This is a genomic window from Ravibacter arvi (assembly GCF_039540405.1).
GTDB lineage: Bacteria > Bacteroidota > Bacteroidia > Cytophagales > Spirosomataceae > Ravibacter > Ravibacter arvi.
The window spans coordinates 729,019-755,980 of the sequence record NZ_BAABEY010000036.1 but is presented as its reverse complement, the minus strand read 5'-3'; the positions used below and the strand labels follow the sequence as shown (position 1 = coordinate 755,980).

The 26,962-nt window shown below is 50.9% G+C and carries 14 protein-coding genes and 1 other RNA gene; 8 read left to right on the top strand and 7 right to left on the bottom strand.

Annotated features, from left to right (window positions below; translation table 11 throughout):
- Positions 1-77: 77 nt before the first annotated feature.
- The 5 genes from ABD852_RS22790 to ABD852_RS22770 all read left to right on the top strand — a co-directional run bounded on the left by ABD852_RS22790 (position 78) and on the right by ABD852_RS22770 (position 7,502).
- Positions 78-695 carry a hypothetical protein gene (locus tag ABD852_RS22790; protein WP_345033089.1) on the top strand — a complete coding sequence of 206 codons (618 nt, stop codon included), beginning with the start codon at positions 78-80 and terminating at the stop codon, positions 693-695.
- Positions 692-991 (top strand): winged helix-turn-helix domain-containing protein, encoded by a 300-nt coding sequence (locus ABD852_RS22785; protein WP_345033088.1) that lies wholly within the window; start codon positions 692-694, stop codon positions 989-991. The genes ABD852_RS22790 and ABD852_RS22785 overlap by 4 nt, the downstream gene beginning before the upstream one ends.
- Positions 992-1,055: 64 nt before the next feature.
- Positions 1,056-2,357: a hypothetical protein gene (locus ABD852_RS22780; RefSeq protein ID WP_345033087.1), complete on the top strand. Its 1,302-nt coding sequence runs from the start codon at positions 1,056-1,058 to the stop codon at positions 2,355-2,357.
- A 391-nt stretch (positions 2,358-2,748) separates the two neighbouring features.
- Positions 2,749-6,753, top strand: a complete 4,005-nt coding sequence (locus tag ABD852_RS22775) for a two-component regulator propeller domain-containing protein (protein WP_345033085.1) — start codon at positions 2,749-2,751, stop codon at positions 6,751-6,753.
- 77 nt (positions 6,754-6,830) lie between these two features.
- A complete protein-coding gene (locus tag ABD852_RS22770) occupies positions 6,831-7,502 on the top strand; it encodes a LuxR C-terminal-related transcriptional regulator (protein WP_345033083.1) in 672 nt (223 codons plus the stop codon).
- 61 nt (positions 7,503-7,563) lie between these two features.
- On the opposite strand, the gene ABD852_RS22765 is transcribed toward ABD852_RS22770, so the two are convergent.
- From ABD852_RS22765 to ABD852_RS22755, 3 genes are all read right to left on the bottom strand, one after another.
- The gene (locus ABD852_RS22765; RefSeq protein WP_345033081.1) at positions 7,564-11,808 is read right to left on the bottom strand and encodes a M4 family metallopeptidase; all 4,245 of its coding nucleotides are present in this window, start codon (positions 11,806-11,808) and stop codon (positions 7,564-7,566) included.
- A gap of 381 nt (positions 11,809-12,189) precedes the next feature.
- The gene (locus ABD852_RS22760; protein ID WP_345033078.1) at positions 12,190-12,834 is read right to left on the bottom strand and encodes a helix-turn-helix transcriptional regulator; all 645 of its coding nucleotides are present in this window, start codon (positions 12,832-12,834) and stop codon (positions 12,190-12,192) included.
- A 243-nt stretch (positions 12,835-13,077) separates the two neighbouring features.
- Entirely contained in the window at positions 13,078-14,496 is a 1,419-nt protein-coding gene (locus tag ABD852_RS22755; protein WP_345033076.1) for a T9SS type A sorting domain-containing protein, read from the bottom strand.
- A gap of 1,024 nt (positions 14,497-15,520) precedes the next feature.
- Between ABD852_RS22755 and ABD852_RS22750 the strand changes: the two genes are divergently transcribed.
- Positions 15,521-19,471, top strand: coding sequence for a T9SS type A sorting domain-containing protein (locus ABD852_RS22750; protein WP_345033074.1), 3,951 nt, complete (start codon positions 15,521-15,523; stop codon positions 19,469-19,471).
- Positions 19,472-19,836: 365 nt separating this feature from the next.
- Here ABD852_RS22750 and ssrA read toward each other — a convergent pair.
- Positions 19,837-20,209: a transfer-messenger RNA gene (gene ssrA / locus ABD852_RS22745) on the bottom strand.
- Positions 20,210-20,633: 424 nt separating this feature from the next.
- On the opposite strand from ssrA, the gene ABD852_RS22740 reads away from it, so the two are divergent.
- Positions 20,634-20,999 carry a hypothetical protein gene (locus ABD852_RS22740; RefSeq protein ID WP_345033072.1) on the top strand — a complete coding sequence of 122 codons (366 nt, stop codon included), beginning with the start codon at positions 20,634-20,636 and terminating at the stop codon, positions 20,997-20,999.
- Between the two features lie 26 nt (positions 21,000-21,025).
- Here the strand turns inward: ABD852_RS22740 and ABD852_RS22735 are convergent, their stop codons facing one another.
- The gene (locus tag ABD852_RS22735) at positions 21,026-22,270 is read right to left on the bottom strand and encodes a hypothetical protein (RefSeq protein WP_345033071.1); all 1,245 of its coding nucleotides are present in this window, start codon (positions 22,268-22,270) and stop codon (positions 21,026-21,028) included.
- Between the two features lie 376 nt (positions 22,271-22,646).
- Between ABD852_RS22735 and ABD852_RS22730 the strand changes: the two genes are divergently transcribed.
- Positions 22,647-23,642, top strand: a complete 996-nt coding sequence (locus ABD852_RS22730) for an ABC transporter ATP-binding protein (protein ID WP_345033070.1) — start codon at positions 22,647-22,649, stop codon at positions 23,640-23,642.
- 9 nt (positions 23,643-23,651) lie between these two features.
- Here the strand turns inward: ABD852_RS22730 and ABD852_RS22725 are convergent, their stop codons facing one another.
- Together ABD852_RS22725 and ABD852_RS22720 are read right to left on the bottom strand one after the other, a co-directional pair.
- Positions 23,652-26,075 (bottom strand): DUF5686 family protein, encoded by a 2,424-nt coding sequence (locus ABD852_RS22725; RefSeq protein ID WP_345033069.1) that lies wholly within the window; start codon positions 26,073-26,075, stop codon positions 23,652-23,654.
- A 183-nt stretch (positions 26,076-26,258) separates the two neighbouring features.
- Positions 26,259-26,960 (bottom strand): SanA/YdcF family protein, encoded by a 702-nt coding sequence (locus ABD852_RS22720; protein WP_345033068.1) that lies wholly within the window; start codon positions 26,958-26,960, stop codon positions 26,259-26,261.
- Positions 26,961-26,962 lie beyond the last annotated feature (2 nt).

Below are 26,962 nucleotides of genomic sequence, written 5' to 3'. Positions count from 1 at the left end.
TAAATTCTGATTTAGCGTGCTTGAAAATTTGCATAATAAATTCCAGGTTTTAACTTTGTAAAAAAAAGTACTTTTTAATGAGAGACAAAAAGGACTACATCCAGGACATCAACGAGATTCGTTCCATGATGGAGCGGACTTCGAAATTCCTGTCTCTGGCCGGCTGGGCAGGCATTATGGCCGGCTTTTATGCATTAATCGGAGCTTTTACCGCCTACTATTTCCTGGGCCTGACGCCGGAAGTACTCGCCACCCGGGTATCGCCGGCGGGAACTAATTGGCTGCAACTTGTTCTGACCGGCTTAGTTGTGCTGGCGCTGGCCGTCGGAACCGCCGTTTACTTCTCCGCGGAGAAAGCGAGCCGGCGCGGGGAAAGATTGTGGAACTCCACCTCCAGGAGGCTGCTCCTGCAAATGAGCGTGCCCCTTGTCGCCGGCGGACTGCTCGTGCTTATACTCATGTCGCAGGGATACGTCGGGCTGGCCGCTCCGCTCACCCTGGTATTTTACGGCCTTGCCCTCTATAATGCCGGGAATTTCACTTACCCCGAAATAAGGTTCCTGGGCATTCTCCAAATTGCGCTGGGGCTGCTGAGCACATGCTTTGTTCCGCTCGGCCTGTTCTTCTGGGCAACGGGTTTCGGCGTCCTGCACATTGTTTACGGCATTTACATTCACTACAAATACGAGAGGTGAAAACACTGATCGACGATTTAAACAAAGCCTTTGAAAGCAGGATCCGACTCGGCATCATGTCGGCGCTTGCCGTAAATGACAGCCTGGATTTTAATTCCCTAAAAGAATTCCTGAACCTGACCGACGGGAATCTTGCCACTCATTTAAAAGCGCTGGAAAAAGAAAAATACATCAGTGTCAACAAAACCTTCATCGGAAAGAAACCCAATACCAGCTACGCGGTAACCCCCGCCGGCAAAACTGCTTTTCAAAAACACCTCCAGGCCCTTGAAAACCTGATCGCCGCCCAGGAGTAATTTTTTTTAATATACACTTTGAAAAAAAAAGTACTTTTCATCTCACCCAAACAATCCGGTTACCATGACTGATACCCGCAATACTTCCGACGAGAACCGGTCCTCTGACAAAGCGAGGCCCATGACAGACGATATACGCGCACATTTCGACGATCCGGCATACCTGGAAAAAATGTACCGCCGGGATAAGGTCGCCTTCAGGGACTCTTTTTTAAAACTATACCCTGAATGGAAAGGAAACCTGCTTGCAGAAAGTTGGAACGAGCGGCTCAGGTACGAGGGTGAGGAACTCAACTGGGGCACAAGTACCGAGCTGTGGCTGCTGCTGGCGGCATCATTGCTCGCCGGATTCCTGGCAAAAATCCCTTCTATTTTCGGCATCGACGAGGAGTATTTCTATCAACGGAACATCGGTTTCATCGTCTTCCCGATCCTTACCGCATATTTCACCTGGAAAAATAACCTCCGTCAACCCCGTATTCTATTTCTGTTTGGTACAATAGCTGCATCCCTGATATTTATCAACGTTTTCCCGAAAACCCTGAAAAGCGATACCCTGGTACTATCCGGCATCCATTTGATACTTTTTCTCTGGTCGCTTTTAGGCTTGGCGTTTAGCGGCAACAACGCCTTCGACCTCGGCAGGAGGTTAAACTTCCTGAGATACAACGGAGAATGGGTGATCATGACCGGACTTATCCTGATAGCCGGCGGTCTTATGAGTGCGTTCACCATAGGGCTTTTCGAACTGATCGGGATCAGAATCGAAAAATTCTACTTTGACAATGTAGCGGTATTGGGACTGGCCGCGGCGCCGATCGTAGCTACCTACCTCGTTAGTTCCAACCCGCAACTGGTTAATAAGGTGTCACCTGCTATCGCCAGGATATTCAGCCCGCTGGTTCTCATTATCCTGGTGGTCTACCTGATCGCCATTATCGGTACCGGCAAAAACCCCTACACCGACCGTGAGTTCCTGATCTTCTTCAATCTGCTCCTGCTAGCGGTTATCGGCATCATTTTCTTTTCAATAGCGGAGAGTGCCGGGAAACAAAAAAACAGGTTGACAACAGGGGTATTACTCGGCTTGTCAGTAATAACCATCCTCATCAACGGGATAGCACTCTCCGCGATACTCTTCCGCATCTCGGAATGGGGATTTACCCCCAACCGCACGGCTGTGCTCGGCGCAAACCTCCTTATCCTCGGAAACCTGGTACTTGTAACCATCCGGCTCTTCAGAGTTGCAGCCGGCAAAACAGAACTTTCATCCGTCGGGAAAGTCATTTCCGCTTACCTTCCCCTCTATACACTATGGACGATCATAGTGACATTCATTTTCCCGCTCATTTTCCAATTCAAGTGAGCGGGATTTTCCCTAAGGCAGAAAACTACAATAGACGCGACGCGGGGGTAGTCTATTTTTGTCAACCCGGGTAGAAATACTTGTTCTTCTATTTTTCGAAAAAGGCATCGATTTTTTTTTGTAAATAAGTGTCAGTCCGCCCATTCTCTCTACCCTTTTTGAGACATACCCCTTATTAGAGTCTCCTGTCCTATGGAACGCACCTGCCCCCTGCCGGCGAATGCCGGCAGGGGGCAGGTGCGTTTGGTGTGTTTTTCTTGCCATTTAGGTTAGAAATTCTTGTAATAATTTCCCCGGGCGGAATTATGCTTGTTTATTCTCCGACTAGAACATTATTTCACAAAAGTTCTACAAGTTATTACCGAGTCTTTTAGTATATTTTACTAGTTCCGTGAAACCCACTTTTGTATATTTTGTAATAGCCTGCCTGATTTCTACTGGCGCAGCTAATACAGCCTTTGCCTCTGTTTTTTTTACCAGGGTTCAGGGCGGAGAACAAGATGTTGCGGTTGACATTACACAGGACCAGGAAGGGTTTATTTGGTTCGCTACCACGCGCGGGCTTCTCCGGTATGACTCACAAAGCTTCAGGCGTTACTACCATGACCGGTCCCGGTCAGGCAGTCTTCCGGCCAACTATCTGACAAGCATACTTTGTGATTCAAAAAACCGGATATGGATCGGCACGCATATTGGGCTGGTCTTATACAACAGAGAGCTCGACACCTTTTCCTCGTTTCGTCACCGGGACGACTTAACCGGTATTGCAAGCGACACCGTGAATTGCCTTCACGAAGACAGCCGGAGCAGGCTCCTGGTTGGGACGGAGCATGGTCTGAGCATTCTGGAAAATAGCGGGGGGCAACCCGCTTTCCGTCATATTATGATTGACGCAAGCGACCCGCGCGCCAATATAATACGCGCCATAAGCACCGGAAAAAACGGTGAGACATGGCTGGGGACCGCCAAGGGCGTAGTATGCATGGACCACAACGGGAAAATAACGAAACGCTTCCAGGTTCACCCGGGCAGCCCGTACCCTCAGGAAAATGACGTAGCGTCGATTTATTGCGATAATAACAACAAAATCTGGGTCGGAACCGAATCGGGTGATCTAAAGTGCCTGGACCCTGTCGGTGGAAGCCTTCAGGAGCCCCCTTTTTTCTCGCGTGCGGGCAAACGGAAGCCCGTCGTCTCAGCCATCCTGCCTGATGGCAAAGGAAAGATCTGGATCACTACCTTTGACGGCATCGTCTCTTATGACGAGCATACCGGACATGCCACCTGGTACGGGAATGATTCGCCCTATCCCAATTCGCTCACCGACCCCATGGTTGTCAGCGGGTTTATTGATCGGCAGCACGGACTCTGGCTGGGTAGCTATAACGCTGGCATCCATTATACCTCTGTCGCTCCGGATCCGTTTACCAAACTCCTGGCCGGGAATAACAGCAAGCTTACCAGCCAGTTCGCCGACGGCTGGTATGGCGTAGGCGCGGATGGAAACATCTGGGGGATTTCAGATAACCAGAAACAACTGGTGGTGTTTAATGATCGGCATGAAGTGAAGGCTTCTTACCCCATCGACCTCCCCTACGCCATGCGATACAACCGTTTCTATCTCGACAGGGAACAGATACTCTGGTGTGGGGGGAACTCTATCGTGAGCCGTTTAAACCTGCAAACCAAAAAACGAGAGGACTACCCATTTCCGGAAAAATTCAAAAAAAAGGGACGGATCACCGGTTTCCTGGCCGCCGGTAACGGCGAATTGATGGTGCACGGCCCGTTCGGCTCGTTTTTATTCGACAAGGAAACAGGTAATTTCCGGCCCGGAATCGGGGCGCGGGTTGCCAGCGCCTCGAAAGACTCGGAAGGCAATACATGGTTTGGCGGTAAGAAAGAAGTTCTTTTCCTGCCCAAAAACGGCAGCGGCCTGCGGTCCATGAAAATAAACGAAGACGACGGCGACGTACATGATGTGTGGAGAGTTGCCGAAGACAGTTCCGGGCGGATTTGGGCGGTTACTTCCGATATGCTATGGTTGCTGGACCGCCGGTCCAACCAATTCCGGCCCACCCCGGAATTCGCAGACAACACGGTATTAACTGATATCATGTGCGACAAAGACGGGTTTCTCTGGTTGAGCTCCGAACCCCGCCTCATCCGGTTCCACCCCGACCGAAAAAGCATTCAATACTTTGGAGAAGCCGACGGCCTGCCACAAAAATCGACACTTCGCGTAAATGCCGGATTCCTCACGCGTGAAGGCGCTTTTTTCTACCCCACCAACAAAGGTCCTTTTTTCTTTCATCCGGAAAGCGTTTCACTCGACACCACCCCGACGAAAATAGTGATCTCCTCACTGAAGTTGTTTAACAAAAAAACAGATTTGAAAGACAATTCCGGGATTTTTCAGAAGGAAATCAGCCGGGAAAACAAGCTTGTTTTTCGTCACGACCAGAACGTCTTTACCCTCGACTTTGCACTTTTAAGCTATCCGAAATCCCATCAGAACCGGTTTGCGTATAAGCTCTCCGGTTTCGAGAAAAACTGGAACTATGTAGATAATCCGAGCGCCACCTATACCAACCTTTCTCCCGGGACCTATACGTTTATGGTAAAAGCCGCAAATGGTGACGGCTACTGGATGCCGGAACCGCTTAAGGTCCGTGTGGAAGTGCTCCCGCCCTGGTGGAACACCTGGTATGCGTACGTGGTTTATGCCCTGCTGGCGGCAGGAGCAATCTATGCCCTGAACCGCTTTCTGTGGCTTAAAAGAACGGCCAGGCAGGAAAACGAATTGTATCAGGCCAAGCTGGATTTTTTCACCAACATCTCGCATGAAATACGGACCCATCTTACACTCATTTCAGGCCCGGTTGGAAAAGCCTTCGAATTGACAACGGAAGGCAGCGCAATAAGGAATTTCCTCGTATATGCGCGAAACAATTCCGACCGGCTCATGGTGCTGGTCAACGAACTGCTTGATTTCAGGAAAATCCAGGGAAATAAAATAAAACTCTTTGTGTCCGAGCACAACATTGTAGCGGTACTCCGGAACGTGATGGCTTCATTTGAGCACGTTGCGGCCGAAAAGGAAATTACCGCCCGGCTCGAGACCTCCTCCCCGGTCGTCAGTGCATGGTTTGATATTTCACAAATCCAGAAGGTCTTGTACAACCTTTTGGGCAATGCCTTCAAATTCACGCAGGAAGGCGGTCAGGTCGTAGTTACCGTACAGGAAGAAGCAGAGGAAATCAAAATTACCGTGCAGGACAATGGACAAGGCATAGCGCCCGAACATATTGGTCACCTTTTTACCAACTTTTACCAGGTATATGAAAACACTTCCGGGAATACCGGCTACGGCATCGGGCTGGCGCTTTCAAAGGAAATCGCCGGTCAGCACCAGGGAAAACTGGAAGTAACCAGCAGGCAAAAAACGTCGTCACACGACGGCGAGACCTGCTTCCAACTCACGCTCCGAAAAGGAAAAACTCACTTTTTAGAATCAGATCTCACAGAACCCACCATCGCCCATCACACAAGTGCAAACCTTATGGAATACAGTAGCATTAAACCCGAAAATGACCCGATCAACGACCCGCAAAAGCATACACTTCTCATAATTGACGACAACGACGAGCTTCGTGCTTTCGGCATTGAGGCCCTCCGCGACAGCTACCGGACACTGGAAGCTGAAAATGGAAAAAAAGGTCTTGAACTTGCCCGGGAACACATGCCCGACATGATCGTATGCGATGTGATGATGCCCGAAATGAATGGACTGGAAGTTTGCAAAAGCCTGAGATCCGATTTCCATACCCGGCATATTCCCATCATCCTGGTGTCAGCCAGAAGCACGACCCAACAAATGATGGAAGGCTTTCAGGCAGGTGCAGATGCCTACCTCATCAAGCCGTTCGACTTCCGGGTCCTGGAGTTACAGGTCAATAACCTGATCAGCATACGAGAACGGCTAAAGGAAAAGAACAGTCAATCCATATCCTACGAGCCGGATGAACCGGTAGTAAACGATCCCGACGAAGCATTCCTTCTCAGCCTGAAGAAACTTGTGCTCAGGCATATTTCCGAAGCGGACTTCGGAGTAAACGAAATGGCTTTTGAAACCGGGATCAGCGTATCGGTTTTATACCGGAAACTCCGCGCGCTGACCGGGATGACCGTGAATGAATTTACAAAAAAAATCCGGATGAAACGGGCCATGCAACTACTCGAATCCGGGGTATACAATGTAAATGAGGTCGCCAATATGGTCGGGTTTGAAGACAGCAAATACTTTAGCAAGGAATTCCGAAAAACATTTGATCAAAAGCCAAGCGATATCAGGAAAAAAACACCCTCCGATGAGGAAAATGACCGGCAGGTTTAGCCCCGTGGCGAGATCTGTTTTTCAAAACACACAAAAGGCATGGTAAATGCCCGGATTTAACAGAAAGACAAGCGGATATGAAAGTTGTTGTTATCTCTAAAAGCGACGTATTTGGTATAGGGATCGGTGTAATCATCCGGCAGCAGATTGCAGATGCAGAAATAGAAAAAATTGCGGATATCCGGGATTCAGGCGCTTCGGCGAAATTCCCGCCCGAGGTAGTTATACTTTGTATTTCGCAGGACCAACAGCCGGAAGAACTGATTGCTCAACTGGAGCAAATTACCCAACGATACCCGGCATCGCGGCTGATAGTGGCCGAAACGCAGGCTAACCCGGCCATCCGCGCCATTTCATCACAAATTTTCCGGTGGGGGGTATTGGGATACCTCACAAGCGACAGTAATGCCCAATCAATTTTTGCCTGTATCCAGACTGTCTATTCCGGCCAGATTTTTCTTTCAAAACAGCTGTTGCAAGGAGTGTTCGATAGCCTGATTGACCAGGAAAAAGAGTCGTTTCAAAACTGGAACAAACTGCTCTCGAAACTTACCAAAACCGAGCTGGAAATAGCACGAATGCTCTCAGAGGGGCAGAGAATTACCAATATCGCGGCCCAAACCGGCAAAAAACCTTCGACAGTCAGTATGATCAAGAAAAGTATTTTTCGAAAAACCAATACGCAAGACATACTGACGCTTCATCAACTGTTCTCAAAAGCCGTAAAGCCGCGCCTGGCTTACCAATAGATAAAAACATCCCTCCGAACCCGGGGGAGCGGCCTGCCATGGCGCTCTCCCCGGGTACCGGCTATAACTTCACGACCGAGAAAACGTGCTGTATCCCGGCTTTCCGAACAACAATTTTGTAAACACCGGCCTGAAGGTTACTCAGATCCTGTTCCACCACTCCGTTCCGGGCCCTGAGGTTATCCTGCCTGAGGACCAGCTGACCGGTAAGGCTGAAGACGCCCAGCTGAACCGGTTGGGCATCGCTGCCCGGTAGGGTCACACTAATCGAGCGCTGCACCGGGTTGGGTCCGAACCGAATGCCGGCTGCCGTACCTTTGACAGTCACGATTTGGGAATAGGTATGGGTTCCGTCCAGGTCGACCGCCTTTAGCCGATAGTACATCCTCCCGGCAGAATGGACGGCATCCAGGAAAGAATAATTTTTTACCTGGTCGCTAAACCCGCTGCCGCCCACTCTTGCAATAGTCGTAAAATGGGTAGCGTCTGCGGACCTTTCCACCTGAAAAAAATCACTGTTGTACTCCGAAGCCGTCTTCCAGCTGATCAGATTTCCTTCCACCGTACCGGTGGCGTTGAGACTGACCAGGTTAACAGGCAACGAGCCGCCCGGTAATGCATCTGATAACCCGAACCCCGAAAATCCGGTATTGAAAATGGCACTAAAAGCATAATCCGCGTCGAGAACGGTGGCAGCGCTTGCCTCCACCCAGGAACTCAGGTTTATATCGCCGTTTTCAATGCGATCCGGATTTTTACCCATTGATCGTATCTGGGAAGTATTGAAATTGACCAGTTCTGTTCCTGCGTAATACAACGTAATTTCATAAAGCCCATTGGCGTTGTTGACGGTTGGCGTCACCTTGAAGGTTTTATTGGTGATTTTATGCTCACCAAACCAGGTCGTTTCATCAGCACCGGCCCGGTCGATTTCCACGGTGGTGCAACCGTAGTCATGACTGCTCAGGTTTTTGATTTTCGCCATAAGGTTACCGGTCGATACGTCATAGAAAGCTACCGTTGCATAAGGACCGAGATATTGTGTATCTCCCTGGTTGGCGTTGGCGGCCGTTTGAACCCGGCTAGAATGCGAACTGGAGACACGTATATTATCAACGGCCCAATAGTAGTCATACCTCCCCTCGTACCTGAACCGTATTTTCATCTGCGGATTGGCATAGGCTTCGGGAATATCAATGGTCACCTGTTCGGGACTGGTCCAACTGCCCCGGGAGCCGGCTTCAGCACAGCCCGACTGGCAGTAATTTTTCAGGATCCGCCACTCAGCCCCGTCCCAGACTTCCACATAGCCCTGCTCGTTATAGCCGATATCATAGACCCGAAAATAATGGACAAAGCTGACTTTCAAATTCTTACGCCCCACTGTATTAAAGGGCGGCGATTCGAGGGATTCGTTCAGCAAGATGTTGCCGACATCACTGTTAACAAAAAAGAGCGGACGCCCGGCGGGGTCCAGCCAGTTTGCGGAAAATTGCGTCCGCGTCCAGGTGTGGTTGGTAGGGCCGTAGTTTTTTACCACCCACTCCTGTCGCCCGGTGTTGAAATGCGCGTCTAGCAGCTTTGTCGTGGTGTTCCCCGGCGGAAGATCGTCGTCTACAATAGTGAGCTCATACGCCTGCCTTTCGCTGCCGGCGTATCCGTTGCCGCCGTTAGCATTCAACAGGTAAGTAAACCGAACCGTCTCATCACCTTCGATGGATGCATCGTTAAAAATCCGGACCGTAAAGTCACGGGAAAGATGGCCGGCATCCAGGATTACCGTTTCGGGAGCCAGGATGATAAAATCGCCGGTTTCGCCCCGCTGCGCTTTTGACGAAGGATCTGCCACAAGCGTAACCGTTACGGGATGCGAAGGAGCCTTGTCGATCCGGACCGTGATCTTCCTGTCAACAAAATCCATACAATTCTCCCCCATCATGTCGGCCTCGCTTTCCACGACACAAGAACCGGCTTCCGCGAAGTGGACGGCCGGCGTGACCGCACAGGAATAGACACTGACATTGTCGATGTACCAGCCTTCTATTCCCCTGCAGGCGATCGTACCCAACTCCCAGCGAAGCTTTATGCTTCCGGGAGCAGCCAGCCCAAGCACCGAGAGGTCCACGACACTCGTTCCCCAGTCGCTTTTCAGGTCTCCCTGGTTCCCGGCGGAAAATGCTCTTTCCCCCTGCAGCGGGTTATTGTAGTACCCCATATGTATGGGTCGATTATAGGCATTGGCAATAAAGGCGGTTTCCGGGAGCAGGAACCAGCTTCCCCCGTCATCCAGGGAGTATTTAAGGTTACCACCCGACCAGGATTCATCAAGCGCAACCAGGTGATCGAAAGCGAGCACAAACGGCCCTGTTGTGCCGGCCGGAATGTTAATCCGTGGGCTTTCCAGGACCACCTTGCCGGCAGGTGAATTTTGATAGGCGCAGTTCCCATATGGCCCGTCCGGTGCAAAGGCCACCTTCCCCGGGCGTCCATAGACATTTTCTTTAATCTGCCAGGGAGTCAGAGAGGCGCCGTTAAGGGGGTGCCCGGATACTGTCCACCCGCTGCCCGCGAATCCGTTCTCAAAATCTTCATAAAAGAGAGCCAAATCTTTTTTCGCCCCCTCGCATAGCGGCGCCACAGCCTCGAACATAGGCGGAAATCCACAATGGTTTTCCTGGTAAAGCTCAACAGCCCCGATCACCTTCCGAAGTTCGTTCAGATCCTGAAGCGTAATGATCTCCCCCGAGGGCGAAGGTACATCGGAAGTAACCACCAAGGCCGGCAGCGGTATGCCCACAAGGTCACTGCCGGCGGCCTGCAGCGCATCGGCAAAAGCTTTGAAATTACTGGTTTTTGACAAATAATGGCTCTGGGCACGCCACCAGATATGAGCCGCTTTGGTGAGGCCCACCCCATCAATGGTATAACCGTTATAAACACCGCCGTCTACAAACAGCGCGTAAGCGTGGTTGGGTACGCCGGAGTTGGAATGCACCCCGCCGCCGTCAAGATCAAAGCACCGGTAATACGCATCTCCAACGCGGCCGGGATCTCCCTTGCAATTGGGATCCCACATGTCCCGTACAGCACTGCTGAACGCAGTAGCTTTTTCGCCGATCAGCCATCGGGAAGTGGTGGCGCATCCTTTGCCCCGCAAAGTAAGCGGGCTTTCATTTTCGTCCATGTAACCATTCAGCAAATCCACGGTCTCTCCCCAAACGTCTGAAAATGATTCGCTAAGCGCTCCCGCCTGCCATGCATAGATCAATCCGCTCGTATACTCCGTATAGGCATGTGCCCATTCATGGGCCACCACATCGTCAGAAGCCGTTTTGTCACAATAGTTGGCCGATATCCCGTTCCAATTGGCATTCGGGCAACTGATACCGGGATTGTTATGGGTACTGATCATCGGGGCATTTGCACCGTTGAAAGACTCATACCCGAAGGCAGTTTTAAACAAATTATAAGTATGGCCGGCTGAAATAACAGAAGATTGCTGCCAGTTGTTCAGAGCGCCCGGGAACGGGTCGCCTTCTTTCCAGATCAGGTTAACATTCGGACTGGTTTCAGAATAAGTCTGGTTATAAAGCCGTCGGTCCAGGGCGCCTGCCATACCGGTAAATTGTTCGATTACTGATCCCGAGTGGGCATCAACGTAGACAAACTCACGGATGTCGGCGCGATTGGAAACTTCTACTTCATACGCCAGGTATTGCGTGCCCTTGTACCCTTGCGCAAGCCCCTTCTGAAAGATAAAGAGCTTACAATTAGCCACTTCCAGAAATTCGCTCAACAACTTCTTCTGGCCGGCAACAAGTGAGAGCGCATTGCGGCCGGCCTCACGTTCGGAGAGCAGGGGTGTCGTACTGAGTTCGATTTCGGGGATAAAATTGCCGTTTACCGCACGCAGCGCCGACCTGAGATCATAATGGAACTTCAGTATGCCATCGAAGACCGGTACCCCCTGGTAGTATTGCTGGAGAATAACATGCTCCATTCCGAACTGGTCGCGCGCGACCGTTTTCACATCGAATTGGTCCTTGTCCTGACGGATGCCAAAAATTCCGGGGTTCCGTTTCAAAAAGGCGAACGAGTTATCACGCACGCCGACGCCTTCAAGCGGCAGATCCGTACCGGCTGCCATCCGTATGAAACCCGGTGTGCCGGTAGCTCCGTTAACCGTGACCTGTGCGCCGGTACGGGCAATAAAGCTACTGATTTCGGAGGCCGGGTTTTTCTGGGTGTAGCCGGAATGTGCAGCACACTGGAGGAGTGCGGCACAAAAAAAAACCAGTTTTTTCACTATTAAACGTTGAGATTAGTTAATAAAAAACGGCAATAATTCAGCTATTCTAACTTGGTGGAACAATTGTGCAATTAAGAGGTATCGAAGGTTCGTTCATAAACAGGTAGTTGTATCCTTTTAATAAGTTAGTCATTTTGTTTGTTTCGTATGGCTTTACTTGTAAAAATAAGCAAAGCTTCGCCTCAAGCAAATGTAGGAATTTTTCTATTTAGCATCGAATTAAGATAATATTTCGCCTACCTGCGAAATATTATCTATCGGAATGGGAAAGAATGGAGGATATTAAAACACAAATCCGCTGATACCGAAGAAATTGGTACCAGCGGATTTGGCAGGCGGCTATGAGCCGGGAGGGAATACGGGGATCTGGCGGGCAGGCTAAGCGCCTCTTATACCCGCATTTAATACCAGCTCTCTTAATTTAATAATATTGTCCGTGTTGGTCTTTCGGAAAACATTTCGCTTGATCGTACTAATGGTGGAAACTTTCCGGTTGGTTTCCTTTGCTATCTGGCTTACAGTGAGCCCTTCGGCCAGTTGCCTGGCAACGTAGCTTTCCCGGCTGGTCAGCGTCAGTTTATGCACCTCCTTATTCAGGAAAGCAGTGTCGAGAAGCCATTCCAGGGCGTGAGGGCTCAGGTACTTCTGTCCGGCCATGAGCTTCCTGAGACAGTCGTCAAACATATCAAGGGGACTTGCAGTGGTCAGGAAGCCGCTTATGCCACTGTTAAGATAAGCCTGCAGGTTTTCAAATGACTCTTTCTCGGCAGTATTTTCCATTACGAGAATCCGGGCTGCAGGGTACCGGCCGGATACAGCTTCAAGCTTCTCCAGGTTTTCCCGTAGCGGACTGGAAGGATAGAGGCAGAGAATCACAATCTCTCTGGCGGCCCCTACTTCATCTTTCCCGCTTCCGTAGAGTTCTTCGGCACTTTCTACCAAAACGTCTTCAAACCTTTCGGTGATCAACTTGGAGAGGCCAAAACGTTGCAGGGGAGAATTGGCAATAATCATAACATTCATACGCATAGCTGTTTTCGACATGACGTCGGGAAAACGAATCCTTCGCTTTCTACCGGCCGGTTTGCCTGACGACAAGCCGGTTCGCCAAAAGTCCCTGGTGTCTGTGGGGGTTAATAAATTCACGGATGAGCCTGTCATCTGCAGGGCTTGGAGGGCTAACCGGCAGATGATGTCCTCAGCCTTAGGGTGTATAATAATTCTCCGGGCCGTTGCAAGCCCGGAGAATCGTCCTGCCAAACGGCACTACTTTACAATCCGGCGCACGTAATACTGGTCTTCAACCCTGATTGACAAGAGATAGAGCCCTGTCGGCAAAGCGTGGGTGTCGAACTCGTACTGGAAACCGTTGGCCCTGTTGACGCCATTGACCGAACGGAGGGATCTGCCTGCCATATCAATCACTTCAACAGAGAAATCACCCTTCGGAGCTGAGAGAATTTCTATTTTCACTCTGTCCTGCACCGGGTTCGGCGAAATTTTGACAAGTTTACCCTTCCCGCCTTCACTCATGCTCACTGACAGTATCTTCGAATAATTTTTTGTCCCGTCAAGGTCCACCTGCCTGAGCCGGTAGTAGCTCAGGCCTGCGGGTGCATGAACGTCGGTAAAGCGGTAGGTCTTAAGGCCGTTACCGGCTGTGCGGAAAGGCTCGGATATTGCCTCGCTTACCTTCCTGAAATTCTGACCATTCGCAGACCGTTCTACTTCAAAATAGCTGCTATTCTCTTCCGAGGTGGTCTGCCATTCTACCTCCACTCCCTGTTCCGAAGCCGGAGAAGCTTTGATGTAAGCGTAAGCGACAGGCAAATTGATACAGCTTTCAATTAAAACGGACTGGTTATACGTAGCCACTTCTCCCAATGCATCGGTAACCCGGACCGAAACAGAATGGGTGCCTGTTGCCAGCAATGGCATAACGGTTTGCTCGCCAAGAATATCCCAGGTACCGTCGTTGTCAAGATCCCAATCAAAAGTATAAGGCTCGGTACCGCCGGTAGCTTTACCGTTGATAGTAACCGCCGGTGTTCCGCCATTGGCAACTCCCTCACATGATTTGGTAACATCGAAGCCGGGAATCAGCGAAGTTCCCACAGCAAGCGTCTCTTTAGGCTGATAGCAGTGCGGTCTCACATTGTCGCACATGGAATGTGCGACCTGGCAAAATTGATTGGCAGCAGACTGACCGTTGCCAGTCCCCCATGCGAAAATCATTCCAACGATTTCGATATCATCGCCGCAATGGTATTCCACAGGCAGGGACAGCTTAATCGTTGAGCCGGAATATACATAAGGAAAACACTGGCTGGTTACCTTTTGAGGGCCACCGTTCAGCGTGTAAATCACCTCTCCGTAAGCGCCCGGGCGCTGGTTGGCATTGGTAGTGAAGGTAAAAGTAAGATAAGCGGTTTCAGTGGTGCCGCTACAACCGGTACTGGTCAGGGGGGTGCCCTGGGCATCCTTTGTAAGCGCCGCCGTTACCGAAGTAACATCATTTGAAGTACACCTGCAATCGGGCACAGCTTGTCCGAAAGTTTTACCTGCTAACAGGAGCGTAAGAATGGCAACAAAGCCCACAGACTTGAAAAAAAGGGAACCTTGCTTAAAAAAGGAGGATAGGGATACGGCACACGGACCGTACACGCTTGAAATAGACGTTTTCATAAGTATTAATTACCAAAAGTTATGTGAACGATAGATTGATCCTAGGGGGGCAAGGATGAAAAATCGCTATAGATAAAAAAATGATGTTTACGGGAGGGATATGCCTTAAAGGATACCCGGTTACGTCCGTTTGCTTACGATGATCTCATACGATTAAACCTTGTTGTGAACTAAAGTGCAATTCGCTTTTCGGGGCCTCGTAAATGGGGGGCATGAGGCCGGGAAAGTTTATGGTGACAAATATTGTATATTTTTTGTTAGTAGAAAAATGTTTATAAAAATAAGTTTCATTTTTTAGAACTTTCCCTTTTCTGAATAAGTCTATACATCTATAACCAGGGAACGGGACTTCGTTTTTCGCGGTAGAACTACTACTTGTCAGTTATCCAAAAGGACTACTCTACAGCGCGCTTCATCGATAAGCAGCACTTTAATAATGGGATTTTACCCGGAAAAGCCGGCAATCTCCGGTATGCAACACAAATGCCAACACCTATAACAACCTAAAAATCAATTCGATACCCAACATCTCGCCCCTATCAACCGATCGCTACCATTGTCATTATCTTAGAGGACCAACTTCGCAACCTCCGTTCTCCCACAAAACGGACTACATGCTTAACCGACAAAACTCCGGAAGCACAACCATCAATTACACCAACAACTATACACTACTATTGATCGGGCCTGTCGCGGATCAACTACCTGCCAATAGAATTTTGTTTGCGAAACCGGCAATACCGCAGCTGCTATCGTTCATCAAACCGACCTTACCAGGCGGGCAACAGCAACCATTTTACCCAAAATCTTAAGGTGGCAAAGGGACGAATTAATGATTCAAACCCGGCTGCAGCCTTAAGACAGCAGCTGAAACAGCTCCAAAAACTAACCGCCACCCTGCATATGCTTACGGGAATTATTCATTTATTTGCAGCGTAAATAATTCCCGACTCAACGATTCTATCTGTTATTAATCCCCAGGCCCTTCTTTTCAATGGGTCCTTCCTCTTAAATTCTCAGCGCTATGATGTTCATTACAAGTTGCAGACGATCTGTTCAGTTTCGCCTTGAGAGGCTCCTTTTGGTGTTGCTCCTCTTTGTCGGCGGGAAAGCGGCCGGACAGTCGTACACGATACAGGTCGGGACCGGCACGTCTACCAATGTCAACGTTCCGATCAACGCCTACTACGGATATAGCTACACTCAGCAAATCTACACCGCCGCGGATATTGTCGCCTCCGGCGGCGGCACCGGTTCCATCCGGAAGATACGTTTCCAGCTGACCGGGAACACCAGCGTAACGAACAGTTCGAGCATCAGAGTACTGATGGGAAATGTCAGCAAAGAGAACTTTGCCGGCAACACCGATTGGGTTCCTGTCTCCGGCATGACGCAAGTTTTCAATGGGGTAGTCGAATTTCCCCAAAGCAGACCCGCCTGGGTGGAGATCGCCCTGCAATCCGATTTTTTATGGGACGGCTTAAACAATATTGTCATAGCGGTCGATGAAAACACGCCCGGTTACTCGGTATCAAATGTAGAATGGGGATCAACAGGTTCACAAGACAACCGGAGCATCTATTACCGCGGCGACTCCAACAATCCGGACCCGGCGTCGCCACCTGCTGCCATCGGGCGCCAGACTGCCTTTCCGAATGTCCAGTTCGAATTTGTACAAATCCCGTGCAGCGGGGCGTCAATAACCAGCAACACGATTGCTTCGCCTTCCTCGCTGTGCGGCGGCGGCACCGTCGTATTAACACCGGAAAATAAGCTCCGCTCCTATGCCGGGCTACAATACCAATGGGAGTCATCCCCGAACGGAACGACGGACTGGCAGCCCGTTAACGGAGCCAATACCTACGCCCATACGGCTTCAATCAGCACCGACACGTGGTTCAGAGCTATTGTTTCCTGTGACGCATCCACCTTCACCACCACACCGGTGCTGGTGAAGGTATACGCAATACCGGATGTAAGTATCAATTTTGAGAATATCGCCACCTGTGGCGGCAGCGCCACGCTGAACGCATCCGGCGCTGCGACTTTCGAGTGGACGCCTGCCCAGGGCCTCGATATGACCACGGGCGCCACGATACAGGCATCACCCACCGTGCCTACTACCTACACTGTAACCGGAACCGACGGCAACAACTGCCGGAGCACCGCAAAAGTGACGGTTTCTCCACTTGAACTATATCGGCCCAAAATCTCCGGCACCCCCGAATCAAGCTGTACGGCAGGCACCCCCGTCAGCATCACCCTGTCGAATCCCCTGGAAAACCCGGATGTTAAATACGAACTGCGGGACGCCGCAGATAATGTGCTGGTTCCCTGGCAAAACGGCGCCTCTTTTACGGTTACCCCCAATGGAGAAGGCGTTTTCACATACCGGGTAATTGCCAAAACACCTGGTTGTGAGGCCCTGTCACAACCAGGCGCAACCCGGGTATACCGGAGTTTTGACGCCGACGTTTCCACCCTGGAAGATTGTGCGCTCAGCTCGGGCACCATTCGTATCGGCAATGCACGGGGTGCAGCCGTCAAAGAGGAAGCCTGGTCCAACACCTTTTCTGACCCGCAGCTTCCCTCCACCGTTACGTTGTTTGGAGCCACCTCGATCACGGACGGACGTGCTGTCATTACGCCGTCAACGACAAGCCAAAAGGGTGGTATACAGCTTTCAGGAACCACGACGTTCAATCCGACAACCATTCGATTGGCTTTTAAATTGACGGCCGACCAACCGCTCAATATATTCGGAACCGGCGGAGCCGACGGGCTGGCCTGGAGCTTTGGCGACGACGCCGATTATACCTCCGCTATTTCCAATGGCGCCGGCTCGAAACTCCGCCTGGTCTTCGATGCTGCCAACAATGGATCGAGCAACAACAATGCGCAGGGCATTTATCTTACCTACGGTTACACAAGCAACAACCAGATGGGTCCTGCCAGCGCAGGTACAATTGCTTACAATGCCGATGTCCAATCCTGGAAATTACGTACGGATACGCCTGTCCTGGTCGTTATTGACGAGGATAACCGGCTGACTTTAACGGTCAACGAGCAAACCATCTTTGATCGCGTTCAGTTGCCTGCCGAATACGCTGCCGCCGACAAATCCCAGTGGAAACACCTGTTCACGGCATTCACCGGAGGAGACGCGCTACGCCAGGGCATTAGCGACCTGGCCATTACCTTAAACAGCCCGGATTTCGTGTATGGTATCAGCGCAGGAGACTCGGGCACACTCCCGGACTCCTGGCAGGCTTCCGGAACCTTTGCCGATCTGGCGAGCCCGGCCGGTTACGACGTATGGATCGCAGCAGCGGATAACCCGGCCGGTTGCCACAAGCTCCTCGGCACCACCCGTCTGCTATCTCCCATTCACGTCAGTTCCGTTTCAAAAACGGATGCAACCGGCTGCGTATCAAACAACGGCACCATCACCCTCAGCGGACTCCTGGCCCATGCAGTGTACCAGGTAGACTACATAAGCAGCATTTCCGGAAGCTCCTCCACCAGTCAGACTGCGAACGCCTCAGGTAATATTATACTGACTGGTCTTTCACCGGCCATATACAGCGACATTTTTGTTTCAAGCGGCGATTGTAAAAGCGCCGCCGTCGACCCGGTCACCATTATGCGGCAAGCTCCGGCAATAACGGGAGCTTCGGCCTCCGCACATTCAAGCTGCAACGGCGCTGACGGGGTCATACAGCTCACGGGCACTTTTGCAGCCGGAGCTGTATCGGTTTCCTATAAGAAAAACGGGATTCCCGCGCTGACGACTGTTGCCGCCGCAGAAGGAACGTTAAACCTGACCGGGCTGAGCACCGGTGTTTACAATAGTTTTTCTTTCACGAGCGGTTGCGGACCATCCAACGTCTGGGCCGACGCGGTTGTGATAGCGCATACGGGAATACCTGCGCCGGCTTCCGGCAGCGCACTCGGAACAAATGCACAGGGGGCCGGTGTGACGGTGGACTATTATGACAGCAATTGCGGGCTCATCGCCACTCTCAATTCGTCGGACGGCGACCCTGGCACCGTATCGGTATCCGTTACCGTGGCCGGCAGCACCGGACTCTTTGCTAATGCACCCTACATTGGCCGTTACTACGACATTCAGACGGTCAACCCGGTGGGGGGGACTGTTACACTGTATTTTACGGATGCGGAAATCACCCAATATAATTCGCAGGTGACGACCCTCGGGAACGCCCTATTTCCTCTTATCGGAAGCAATGGAGAAAACCTGAGAATTACGGCTTACCACAGCGTAGCTACAGGCCCCGGGCCGGAAGGATATGACCGCACCCAAGGGGAATTGATCCTGCCTTCCGCGATAATCCATCATCCTTCAGGTTACTGGCAGGTCACCTTCGTAACCGATGGTTTTTCCGGCTTTTTCGCCCATACCAATCAAAATGACTCGCCGTTGCCGGTTGCGCTCACGTCCCTGGTTGCGGTCAATGAAGGCTCCGTAAACCAAGTAGAATGGAGCACAACCGAAGAAACTCCGGCAGATCGCTTTGTCGTGGAGCGGAGCGCTGACGGCCGGAAATTTTCAACCATCAGCGTTGTACAGGCTATGGGCACTCCGGGATACGTTTACCGCGTCTCGGACGAGTTGCCGTTCCCGGGTGTCAACTACTACCGGCTGAAAGTGGAAAACAGCGACGGAACCGGTTTTTACAGCAAAATTGTCACGGCAAAATACGATTCAAAAACCAGGGAAATCACAATCGGCCCCAACCCGGTGAGCGACGTGCTTACCGTGCGGCTGACTGAAAAAGTTATCGGAACCGCCACCCTGCGCCTGATTGACCTTACCGGCCGGGTAGTTGCCGAAAAACCGGTCGGAAAGGAAAGTGCGGTGCAGTTCTCAGTGCACCACCTGCAACCCGGAGTTTATATCGTACAGTTCCTGAACACGCATTTTATCCGGAATGTGAAGGTGGTAAAGGAGTAAATGAGCTGATAACACGAAGCCCGTCATCTCGATTGAAGTGCAGCGGAGGGTCATCCTGAGAAAACAGTTTTTTTTGCGAAAACACTTTGTAGCGGAGATGACAAATAGATGTTGTCCATGGAAGTCAATGGTAGCCGGAGGTTACCACCCGGACGGTCATCCTGAAGCGGAGCGCAGCGGAGTCGAAGGATCTCCTGTTGCTACTAAAAAGCCCGTTGAAATGGATTTGGTCCAGGGAGCGGGAGATCCCTCCGCTGCGGTCGGGATGACCCTCTGGTCGGAGCGCCCCCTGCGATCACCCTCCGGCCGTGATATTAGATACCCACAAAATAATAACGGTGCAAACCTTTCGATTCGCACCGTTATCGTGGAGACGGAGGGATTCGAACCCTCGTCCAGAACAGGGAAACCCTGCGCCTTCTACATGCTTATCCCCAGATTAATTGTCGGATTTGGTTAGGTACGGGGCGGACCAGCGCCAAATCTTAGGTATTTAAGTCTCGTTGGATGTCAATACCATTAGTCCAACCAGCGCTGCGTTTCGACACCCCGTGATCCCCCCGGCAGCACGTAGGGAGGCGGGATGATGGCAAATTGCTAATCCTCCGGATTAAGCAGCCATGGCGTAATTAGATTCGCCAGTTATTGTTCGAAAGGCATTGATTTACGAGAGGTACCCCCAACTCTCGACATGCTTACACACAGACCTTCAACCCGCTGTCAAAACCGGTCGCCCCCAAAATTTTGTGGCACCAGAAGAAAGGTTGAGTTCCTTAGGTAAAAGTTTAAACCATCCCTTCACCCGAAAAGTTCACCGTTATAAAAATTACCGCAAGATTTCCCTGAACATTTTCCCGTTCCATAGTAACCTCTCTATTTTGCCCGCGCTTACGGTAATTTTCCTGACACACAGCTTGCCAGCGGGTCACAGGCGGGACCTACCACCCTGAAAATAAAAGCATAACCGTCACCAACTTTTCCGGCAGCGCAAAAGTGAAGCTAGAGTTTGAATAGCGGGAAAAATAAATATTTCCAGGTTTCAAATAATTTCCCGATCCAGCGTTATTAGCATATCAAAGTCTCTCCCGGAAAAAGAAAATATCAGTTCAGGATTTTCACTACCGGAGAGGCTTTTTTTATTTCCATCGTATTCTCGCCCAGCATGCGTCAGTCGGTTACACTCCTGTTCATTTTTATTGCGGCCATCAACCCCACTTTCGGACAAAAGTCCTGCAGGCCGGGGAGCAAATGTAAGTCAACCGGGAGAACCACGGTCGTAATACCACCTTCTTCGGTCTTTATAGAAGTCACCGATGAGACCAACGGCAGGGTTGTGACCTATCGTAAAGAGTTCAGGATTGATCATATCCCGGCGCATCGCAGGGAGGCATACGTAGAATACCTGGAAGACTCCATACTTTATTCCGGCACGGGCTCATTCCGGGTTGCCGGAGAAGCCACCCGACCGAAGGCTGCTCCCGTCCGCCGGCGCGCGCAACCGTCCCAACGGCTGGCCGGGAGAAGGTAGGTCACACCGGCTTCTACAGGCGAGATCTAGTCAAGCTTATAAAGACCTTGAACCGCCTGGTTGCCTTTCAACTGGAAGACTTTCTTTGCCACAGTTCCGGTCAGCTCATATAAGCCGTTGACAGATTTATCCGACGTAACCACACGCAGCAAGATTTTACTATCCACTTCAATAGCACCAGAGCCAGGCCGCGTCGCAGCCGGTGCGCCGGTTACTTTTGTCACAGCTTTTGAAGTGGTGTTCACCACATAATACTCCCAGATATCTGCTGCGTCCTGCGCAGCGCTTGTAACCGGAGTATTGTTCACCGATACGATCAGCTGGTTATTTTTGGAAAAAATGCCGGCAAATTTTATATTGTTGCTTTTAACTACGTCGCCGGTGGTCAAGGCCCAGGTACTGTCGACGTCCGTTTCTTTGGCCTTGATCCTGAAAATTTTCGAATTTCCCGAAACGGCCGTTCCCCCGCTTTCCCGGCAAACTACATACAGGTCTCCTGACGCACTGACGAGAGGGCTGCTATTCCCGTCGCCGGTTGCTCCTGCCTGCTTCACCACCGTATTTTTCTCCCACTTACCGGTGGCAATGTCCACTACGGCAATATGTAAATCCGGGAAGAAATCTTCTTGTGTCCCGCCTTCATTTCCCCCTGCTTTTACAAGGGTGATATCGGCAAACAACTTCCCTTCTTTAACTGCCAGGAAATTCTGACCGACGGCACGGAAATTTATCCCGCTGCTATCGCCGCCCGATTCCTTCACAGCGCCGTCAAGATCTATCTCTCCGCTTGCCGTCATTCCGGAGGGGTTGAACTTCTTTATTTTAAGCGGAGAGGCCGCATCCCAGTAAAAACCGACGGTGTCACCTGCAATCACAAAGTTCCCGGATCCGGGCGTGGAGTCCGCCACCTTAATGCTGCCCTCCACCTTAATTTTGCCATCCGCTCCCAATACCAGCTTTTCAACTCCCTTGCTATAATCCCGGGTCGAAAACGACTTAAATATCCAATTTTTATAGGGTTTCCAGGCGGCCATACCCATCCCTTCGAAAAGCGTTTCACCAATCTCAACGTCGCCTGAAGGGAAAGCCCCCAGCAACGCAATACCACCTGTCTTGTTAGCGGCCGCCGGATCAGCCACCAGCAGGGCATAGCGGAGACTGTCCGGTGTCCCGGGTTCCGGGACCGGCGGATCGGCGTCCTTGCTACAACCGGCCAGGAATACTGCGATCCCTGTCGCAAGCGCCCATACTTTTAAAGTTACTTGTTTCATCCGTATAAAAAGGTTTGAGCTCTGAGCTGTGAGGGGTGAGCTATTTATTCATCAGCCGTTTGTGTGCCGCTAGTAGCTAATACCTCAAAGCTCGTGGCTATTTCATGTGCATAGAAGGGGTGAGTGTTAATATATAAGGTTTGAGGGGTGACATTTGAGGTAAAAAGACTTATGCTCATCTCTCAAACCCGGCGTCTCACCCCGCATCAACAACGTCATGCCACTCTCTTTTCGTGCCCGGCCCGCTTAATCTCTGCAATAATTGGCCTTACAGGGCGGTTGTCTCCGGCCGGAAATTTCCTGAACTTTCTATTCTCGCCTGTTCCTGATAAATTAGCGGTACCTCTGAGCACAAAACTCCAAAGCACTGCCATTCATGCGGGAAAACAAAAAAACAACACAACCGCTTTCCATATTTGAGCTGAAAGAAGTTTCCAAAACCTACGATCAGCTGCCCGCACTCGAAAATATTACAATCCGGGTTCCGGAGGGGCATTGGATCGGGATTTTGGGAGAAAGCGGTTCGGGCAAAAGCACCCTTCTGCAAATTGCCGCCAGGCACCTGGATGCCGACAAAGGAGCGGCTTTTCTTCATGGGAAAGAATTACCGCATGTAGGCTCGCAACTGCTCAAAGGACACCCTAAAATCAAGCTGGTTCACCAGGAATTTCACTTATTCCCCGGGCAAACCGTCCGGGAGAATATCGCCTATCCTATCCGGTTGGAGCGGCCCGCCTATGTTGCACAGCGGACCAATGAACTGATCGAACTGGCAGGTCTGGAAGAAGTCAGGAACCAGAAAGCCAAAACACTTTCCGGCGGCGAAAAACAAAGGACGGCGATAGCGATGGCCCTGTCGGAGCTGCCGGACCTGCTATTGCTTGACGAAACTTTTGCGCACCTGGATGGGCTGAACCGCTCGCGCCTCACGCGCCTTTTCCAGCAGTTAAAAGCCCGGGAAAGACAATCCTGCATTTTTGTCACCCATGCGCCTACCGAAGCCATGGATTGGGCCGACAGTCTGATCGTCCTGCGAAAGGGAAAAATCGTTCAGAGCGGTACGCCGATCGAAGTCTACGATTTGCCGGTAAGCGCCTATGTGGCCGAACTTACCGGAAACGTCAACTGGCTGGATAAAACCGGCCGGAAATTTATACGACCGGAAAAAGTCCGCGTGTCGCGACAAGAGCCGGTCGGTCCGCATATGACCGGCAGGATCCGTCACACCCATTTCCGCGGACTCCACTGGGAGTATAGCTGCGAGCTGGAAAACGGCTTGTGGTGGGTGGTTTACCGCCTGCGCAATGACCTCAAACCCGATCAGACCGTTTACCTCAGGTTTAGTGAAAAAGACACCCGGCACATAAAATGAAATTCCGGGTCAAATATTGAACCAGAACGACACTTTTACGCCAAATTTACTTACGGAAGGCTCATTCCGGTAGGTCAACCGGTGGACGAAATCAATTCGTCCGACCCTGAAAATATTATTGAGCCCGTAGCCGACTTCCATATAAGGCCGTCGTCCGAGCGTTTTAAAAGTCTCCATTTCATTTCCAAGTGCATCATGCGTTGGCGTAATGTTACGGTTACTGGGGCTCAGGTCGCCGTAATAAAGCCTGCCTGTGGCAAGGAGCCGCAGCTTGAGCCGCCTGATCGCCGGAATACGGTTCAGGACAAAACCGTTGTCATCATGTTCCAGCCTCAGTGTGGCATACCGGTCGCTGACAAACTCGAAATAGTTCATCAGGTTAAAAGCATTCTCAACATAAAACCAGGACTCATTACCCAGCGGCGTATAAAGCATTGGATAAGGAAGTTGGGACGGAATGTAACCAAAATTGGCTTCATAGGTAGTTCGCCCGATAAAGCCGAGCCTGAAGCTCTGTTTCACATTGAGCCTGAGCTTGTGGTAGTAAAAATCGCCGCCCAGCATTCCCTTAAGCCCGATGGCATACCGGATCGATACAATCGGCGCGTTGTCGTTCCCGAGGCTGATCCGTTCGTTGTTATTTTGCAGGAACGTTTCGCGGTGTGCCAGCCTGGTTTCAAATTCAAGTTCCGTAGTCCGGTAAAAGCTCCCCAATGGCGATTGATCTCCCTTTGACAGGTCGGTCCGGTACAAAAATTGGAAAAGCGGGTCGAAAGTCCGGTTTCTAAGGGTAATCTGGTGGGTGAGCCCCTTGGCAATTTCCCGCTTCAGGTAGAGGTAGCCGTCACGCTGCATGTAGGCTCTCCGAAAATTCCCGTACCTGGAAAAGGCCCCGAAAATACTGCTGTTGGCCAGGTTTTCCCTGGTAAGCCCCAGCCGCTCAATGTCATATTGGTAGTGAATCCCACCGGTGGTCCAGGGTTTCCTGGAAAAAATATGATCCACGCCTAAGCGGTATTTCCATTGCCTGTCCTTGAATCCATAGGCGCCATAGCCGCTGAAAATCCACTTTTTACTGAACTCTTCATCCGTCTTAAAGCCAAGGCGCAGCCGGTGCCCCTCCACGTTATTGAAGGCATAAGCATAGAGGTAGGGGCCAAAATCTACATTTAGCCGGTCGATATTCTTATAGCCGTTCACGAAAACGTTCAGTATTTCGGTGTAGGTCCTGATCATCGGCACGTTTGAAATGGAGTCAATTGCCTGAAACGACAATTTCTCCGCGTCCGACAGGTTTTCCGGCCGCTTCTTTTGCCAGAAGTCGGGCTCAAAATCCATATAATCGTCGCTTAGTTCGATGGCGGTATCGTAGAAACGCGGGTGTTTGGGCTGATCGAGGAGGAAATTGCTGTTGGTCGTGTAAAATTTGAGGAGGAGGCCGGGCGCAGTTTTATTAATCTGCTCCACATCGATCACCACCCGGGTTTTAAATGGCAGCCAGGCTGATCCTTCCTCCGGCTGGTCATATTCCTGTTGAATCCGCAGATTATCGATATAGTTGATATTGGTTTCTTTGAGGATGGAAACATCTATCCGGGTAAGCGCATAGGTCTCCCCGTCTATCCACATAGATCCCAAAAAGGCCAGGTCCTGTTTGCGTTTCGGTTCAAATTCGATTTTGTAGTCGTACACTTCACCGTTTTTTACACTGTCAGACAGGAAATATTCGTAGTACAATTTCCAGGAATCCGAGATGGGCGAAACAAAGTCCTTTTCAACAATCCTCAGCCAGTCTTTGTAAAAGTTATACTGCTGGAAAGACGAGCCGATCACCTGCGACACCAGGCCGCTGTCGTCCATACCGATGCCGGAAACCTTGGTCTTCCTGATAATTTCCTTCTTTTTCATCGGGTCGGTACGCAGAAAAACATCCGAAACCGACTCTGAAATAAATACGGGCACCACCGTCTCGCCTTCATCGCCTTTTAACCCTTCAAACTGGTCAATGATATCCGTGATCTGCCGGACAGACTTTCGGTTACGAAACTTGTCGGTAAGCTTGTTGACGTCAATCTGGGTTTTGGTATAGCTTTCGTACTGAGAAGCGGTTTGCCGGTCAGGATTATTTACCTTTCGCCGGTCCACCACCCTGCGGATGATCGCCCATGCCGGGTTTTCGCCGGCCCTCACCACTACTTCCCGCAACGCGTGGACGTCGGCCGCGATCTGGAAATCCACCACCTGCTCGACTTGGTTATGTACAATTTTCCGGGCGCTTCGCCTGTACCCCACACTGGTTACAAAAACAGAGTCGGCGGGGAAAGAGAAAGAAAATGCGTAATACCCGTCAAAATCGGTATTCCCTCCTGAAACAGAACCGGTTATTGCTACTGAAGCAAAAGGGACTCCCTCGCCTGTAGCTGCGTCCGTCACCCTTCCCCTGATTTTACCCGTGGTTTGAGCCCGCCCGTCAGTCAATATGAAGACAAAGCCAACAAACAGAAATAGTCTAAATTTTAGTGCGGTAGTCATAAGCGGTACAAAGTAGCAAAAAAGTACTGCAACGTACAAACCGACCGGGTACGGTCACGGCTGCCGTACGCCGCGGAGCGCCTGTCATTCGGTTTCCGCCGTTTTCTTCCGGAGCTCACTATTCCTGGTCAAATCGGGCCGGGGGTTCAGGAAATGAACATCCAGTATGGCTTTGGGCCTGGCCAGGTACTCCCGGACCAGCGTATAATAAGAGTAGTTTTCGGGAACATCCTGGGCTGCGAAAGCAATTGCGTCAAGCCCTTCCTCGTGGGCAATATAAAGTGCGCGGGCCGTGTGAAAATTCTGTGAGATAATGGTCAGGCTGGTTTCCTTAAAAAGGAATTTGGCCCGCAAAATGGAGTCGAAAGTGCGCTTTCCCGAGAAGTCCAGGATCATCGCATCGGCGGGGACTCCAAGCTTGAGAAGCGCCTTCTGCATGTCCTGCGGCTCGTTGTAATACTCCGAGTCATTATTGCCGCTCAGGATGAGGTAACGCACTTTTCCCGTTTTGAAGAGCCTGGCCGTCGCCTCCATCCGGTACTTGAAATAGAGGTTGTCGCCGCCACCGAGCAACCCTTTACTGGTACCCAAAACCAGGGCCGCATTTCGCGGGGGAAGCGAATCTATCGAAAAATAGGTATAGGGCCGCGCGACATCAATCACAATAATATTGCATACCAGTACCAGGAGCAAAGCACCAATCAGCAGCCAAAACCACCACGACAGTGCTTTTAATGCTGTCTTTACGGTAAACAAATAGCGTCGAGCACGAAACCACGAAATCATGC

Excerpts from the sequence above, each read along its gene's own strand:
- ABD852_RS22730 (WP_345033070.1), top strand. The coding sequence starts at position 22,647 with ATGCGGGAAAACAAAAAAACAACACAACCGCTTTCCATATTTGAGCTG.
- ABD852_RS22720 (WP_345033068.1), bottom strand. The coding sequence starts at position 26,960 with ATGATTTCGTGGTTTCGTGCTCGACGCTATTTGTTTACCGTAAAGACA.
- ABD852_RS22755 (WP_345033076.1), bottom strand. The coding sequence starts at position 14,496 with ATGAAAACGTCTATTTCAAGCGTGTACGGTCCGTGTGCCGTATCCCTA.
- ABD852_RS22740 (WP_345033072.1), top strand. The coding sequence starts at position 20,634 with ATGCGTCAGTCGGTTACACTCCTGTTCATTTTTATTGCGGCCATCAAC.
- ABD852_RS22770 (WP_345033083.1), top strand. The coding sequence starts at position 6,831 with ATGAAAGTTGTTGTTATCTCTAAAAGCGACGTATTTGGTATAGGGATC.
- ABD852_RS22780 (WP_345033087.1), top strand. The coding sequence starts at position 1,056 with ATGACTGATACCCGCAATACTTCCGACGAGAACCGGTCCTCTGACAAA.
- ABD852_RS22760 (WP_345033078.1), bottom strand. The coding sequence starts at position 12,834 with ATGAATGTTATGATTATTGCCAATTCTCCCCTGCAACGTTTTGGCCTC.
- ABD852_RS22735 (WP_345033071.1), bottom strand. The coding sequence starts at position 22,270 with ATGAAACAAGTAACTTTAAAAGTATGGGCGCTTGCGACAGGGATCGCA.
- ABD852_RS22750 (WP_345033074.1), top strand. The coding sequence starts at position 15,521 with ATGATGTTCATTACAAGTTGCAGACGATCTGTTCAGTTTCGCCTTGAG.
- ABD852_RS22790 (WP_345033089.1), top strand. The coding sequence starts at position 78 with ATGAGAGACAAAAAGGACTACATCCAGGACATCAACGAGATTCGTTCC.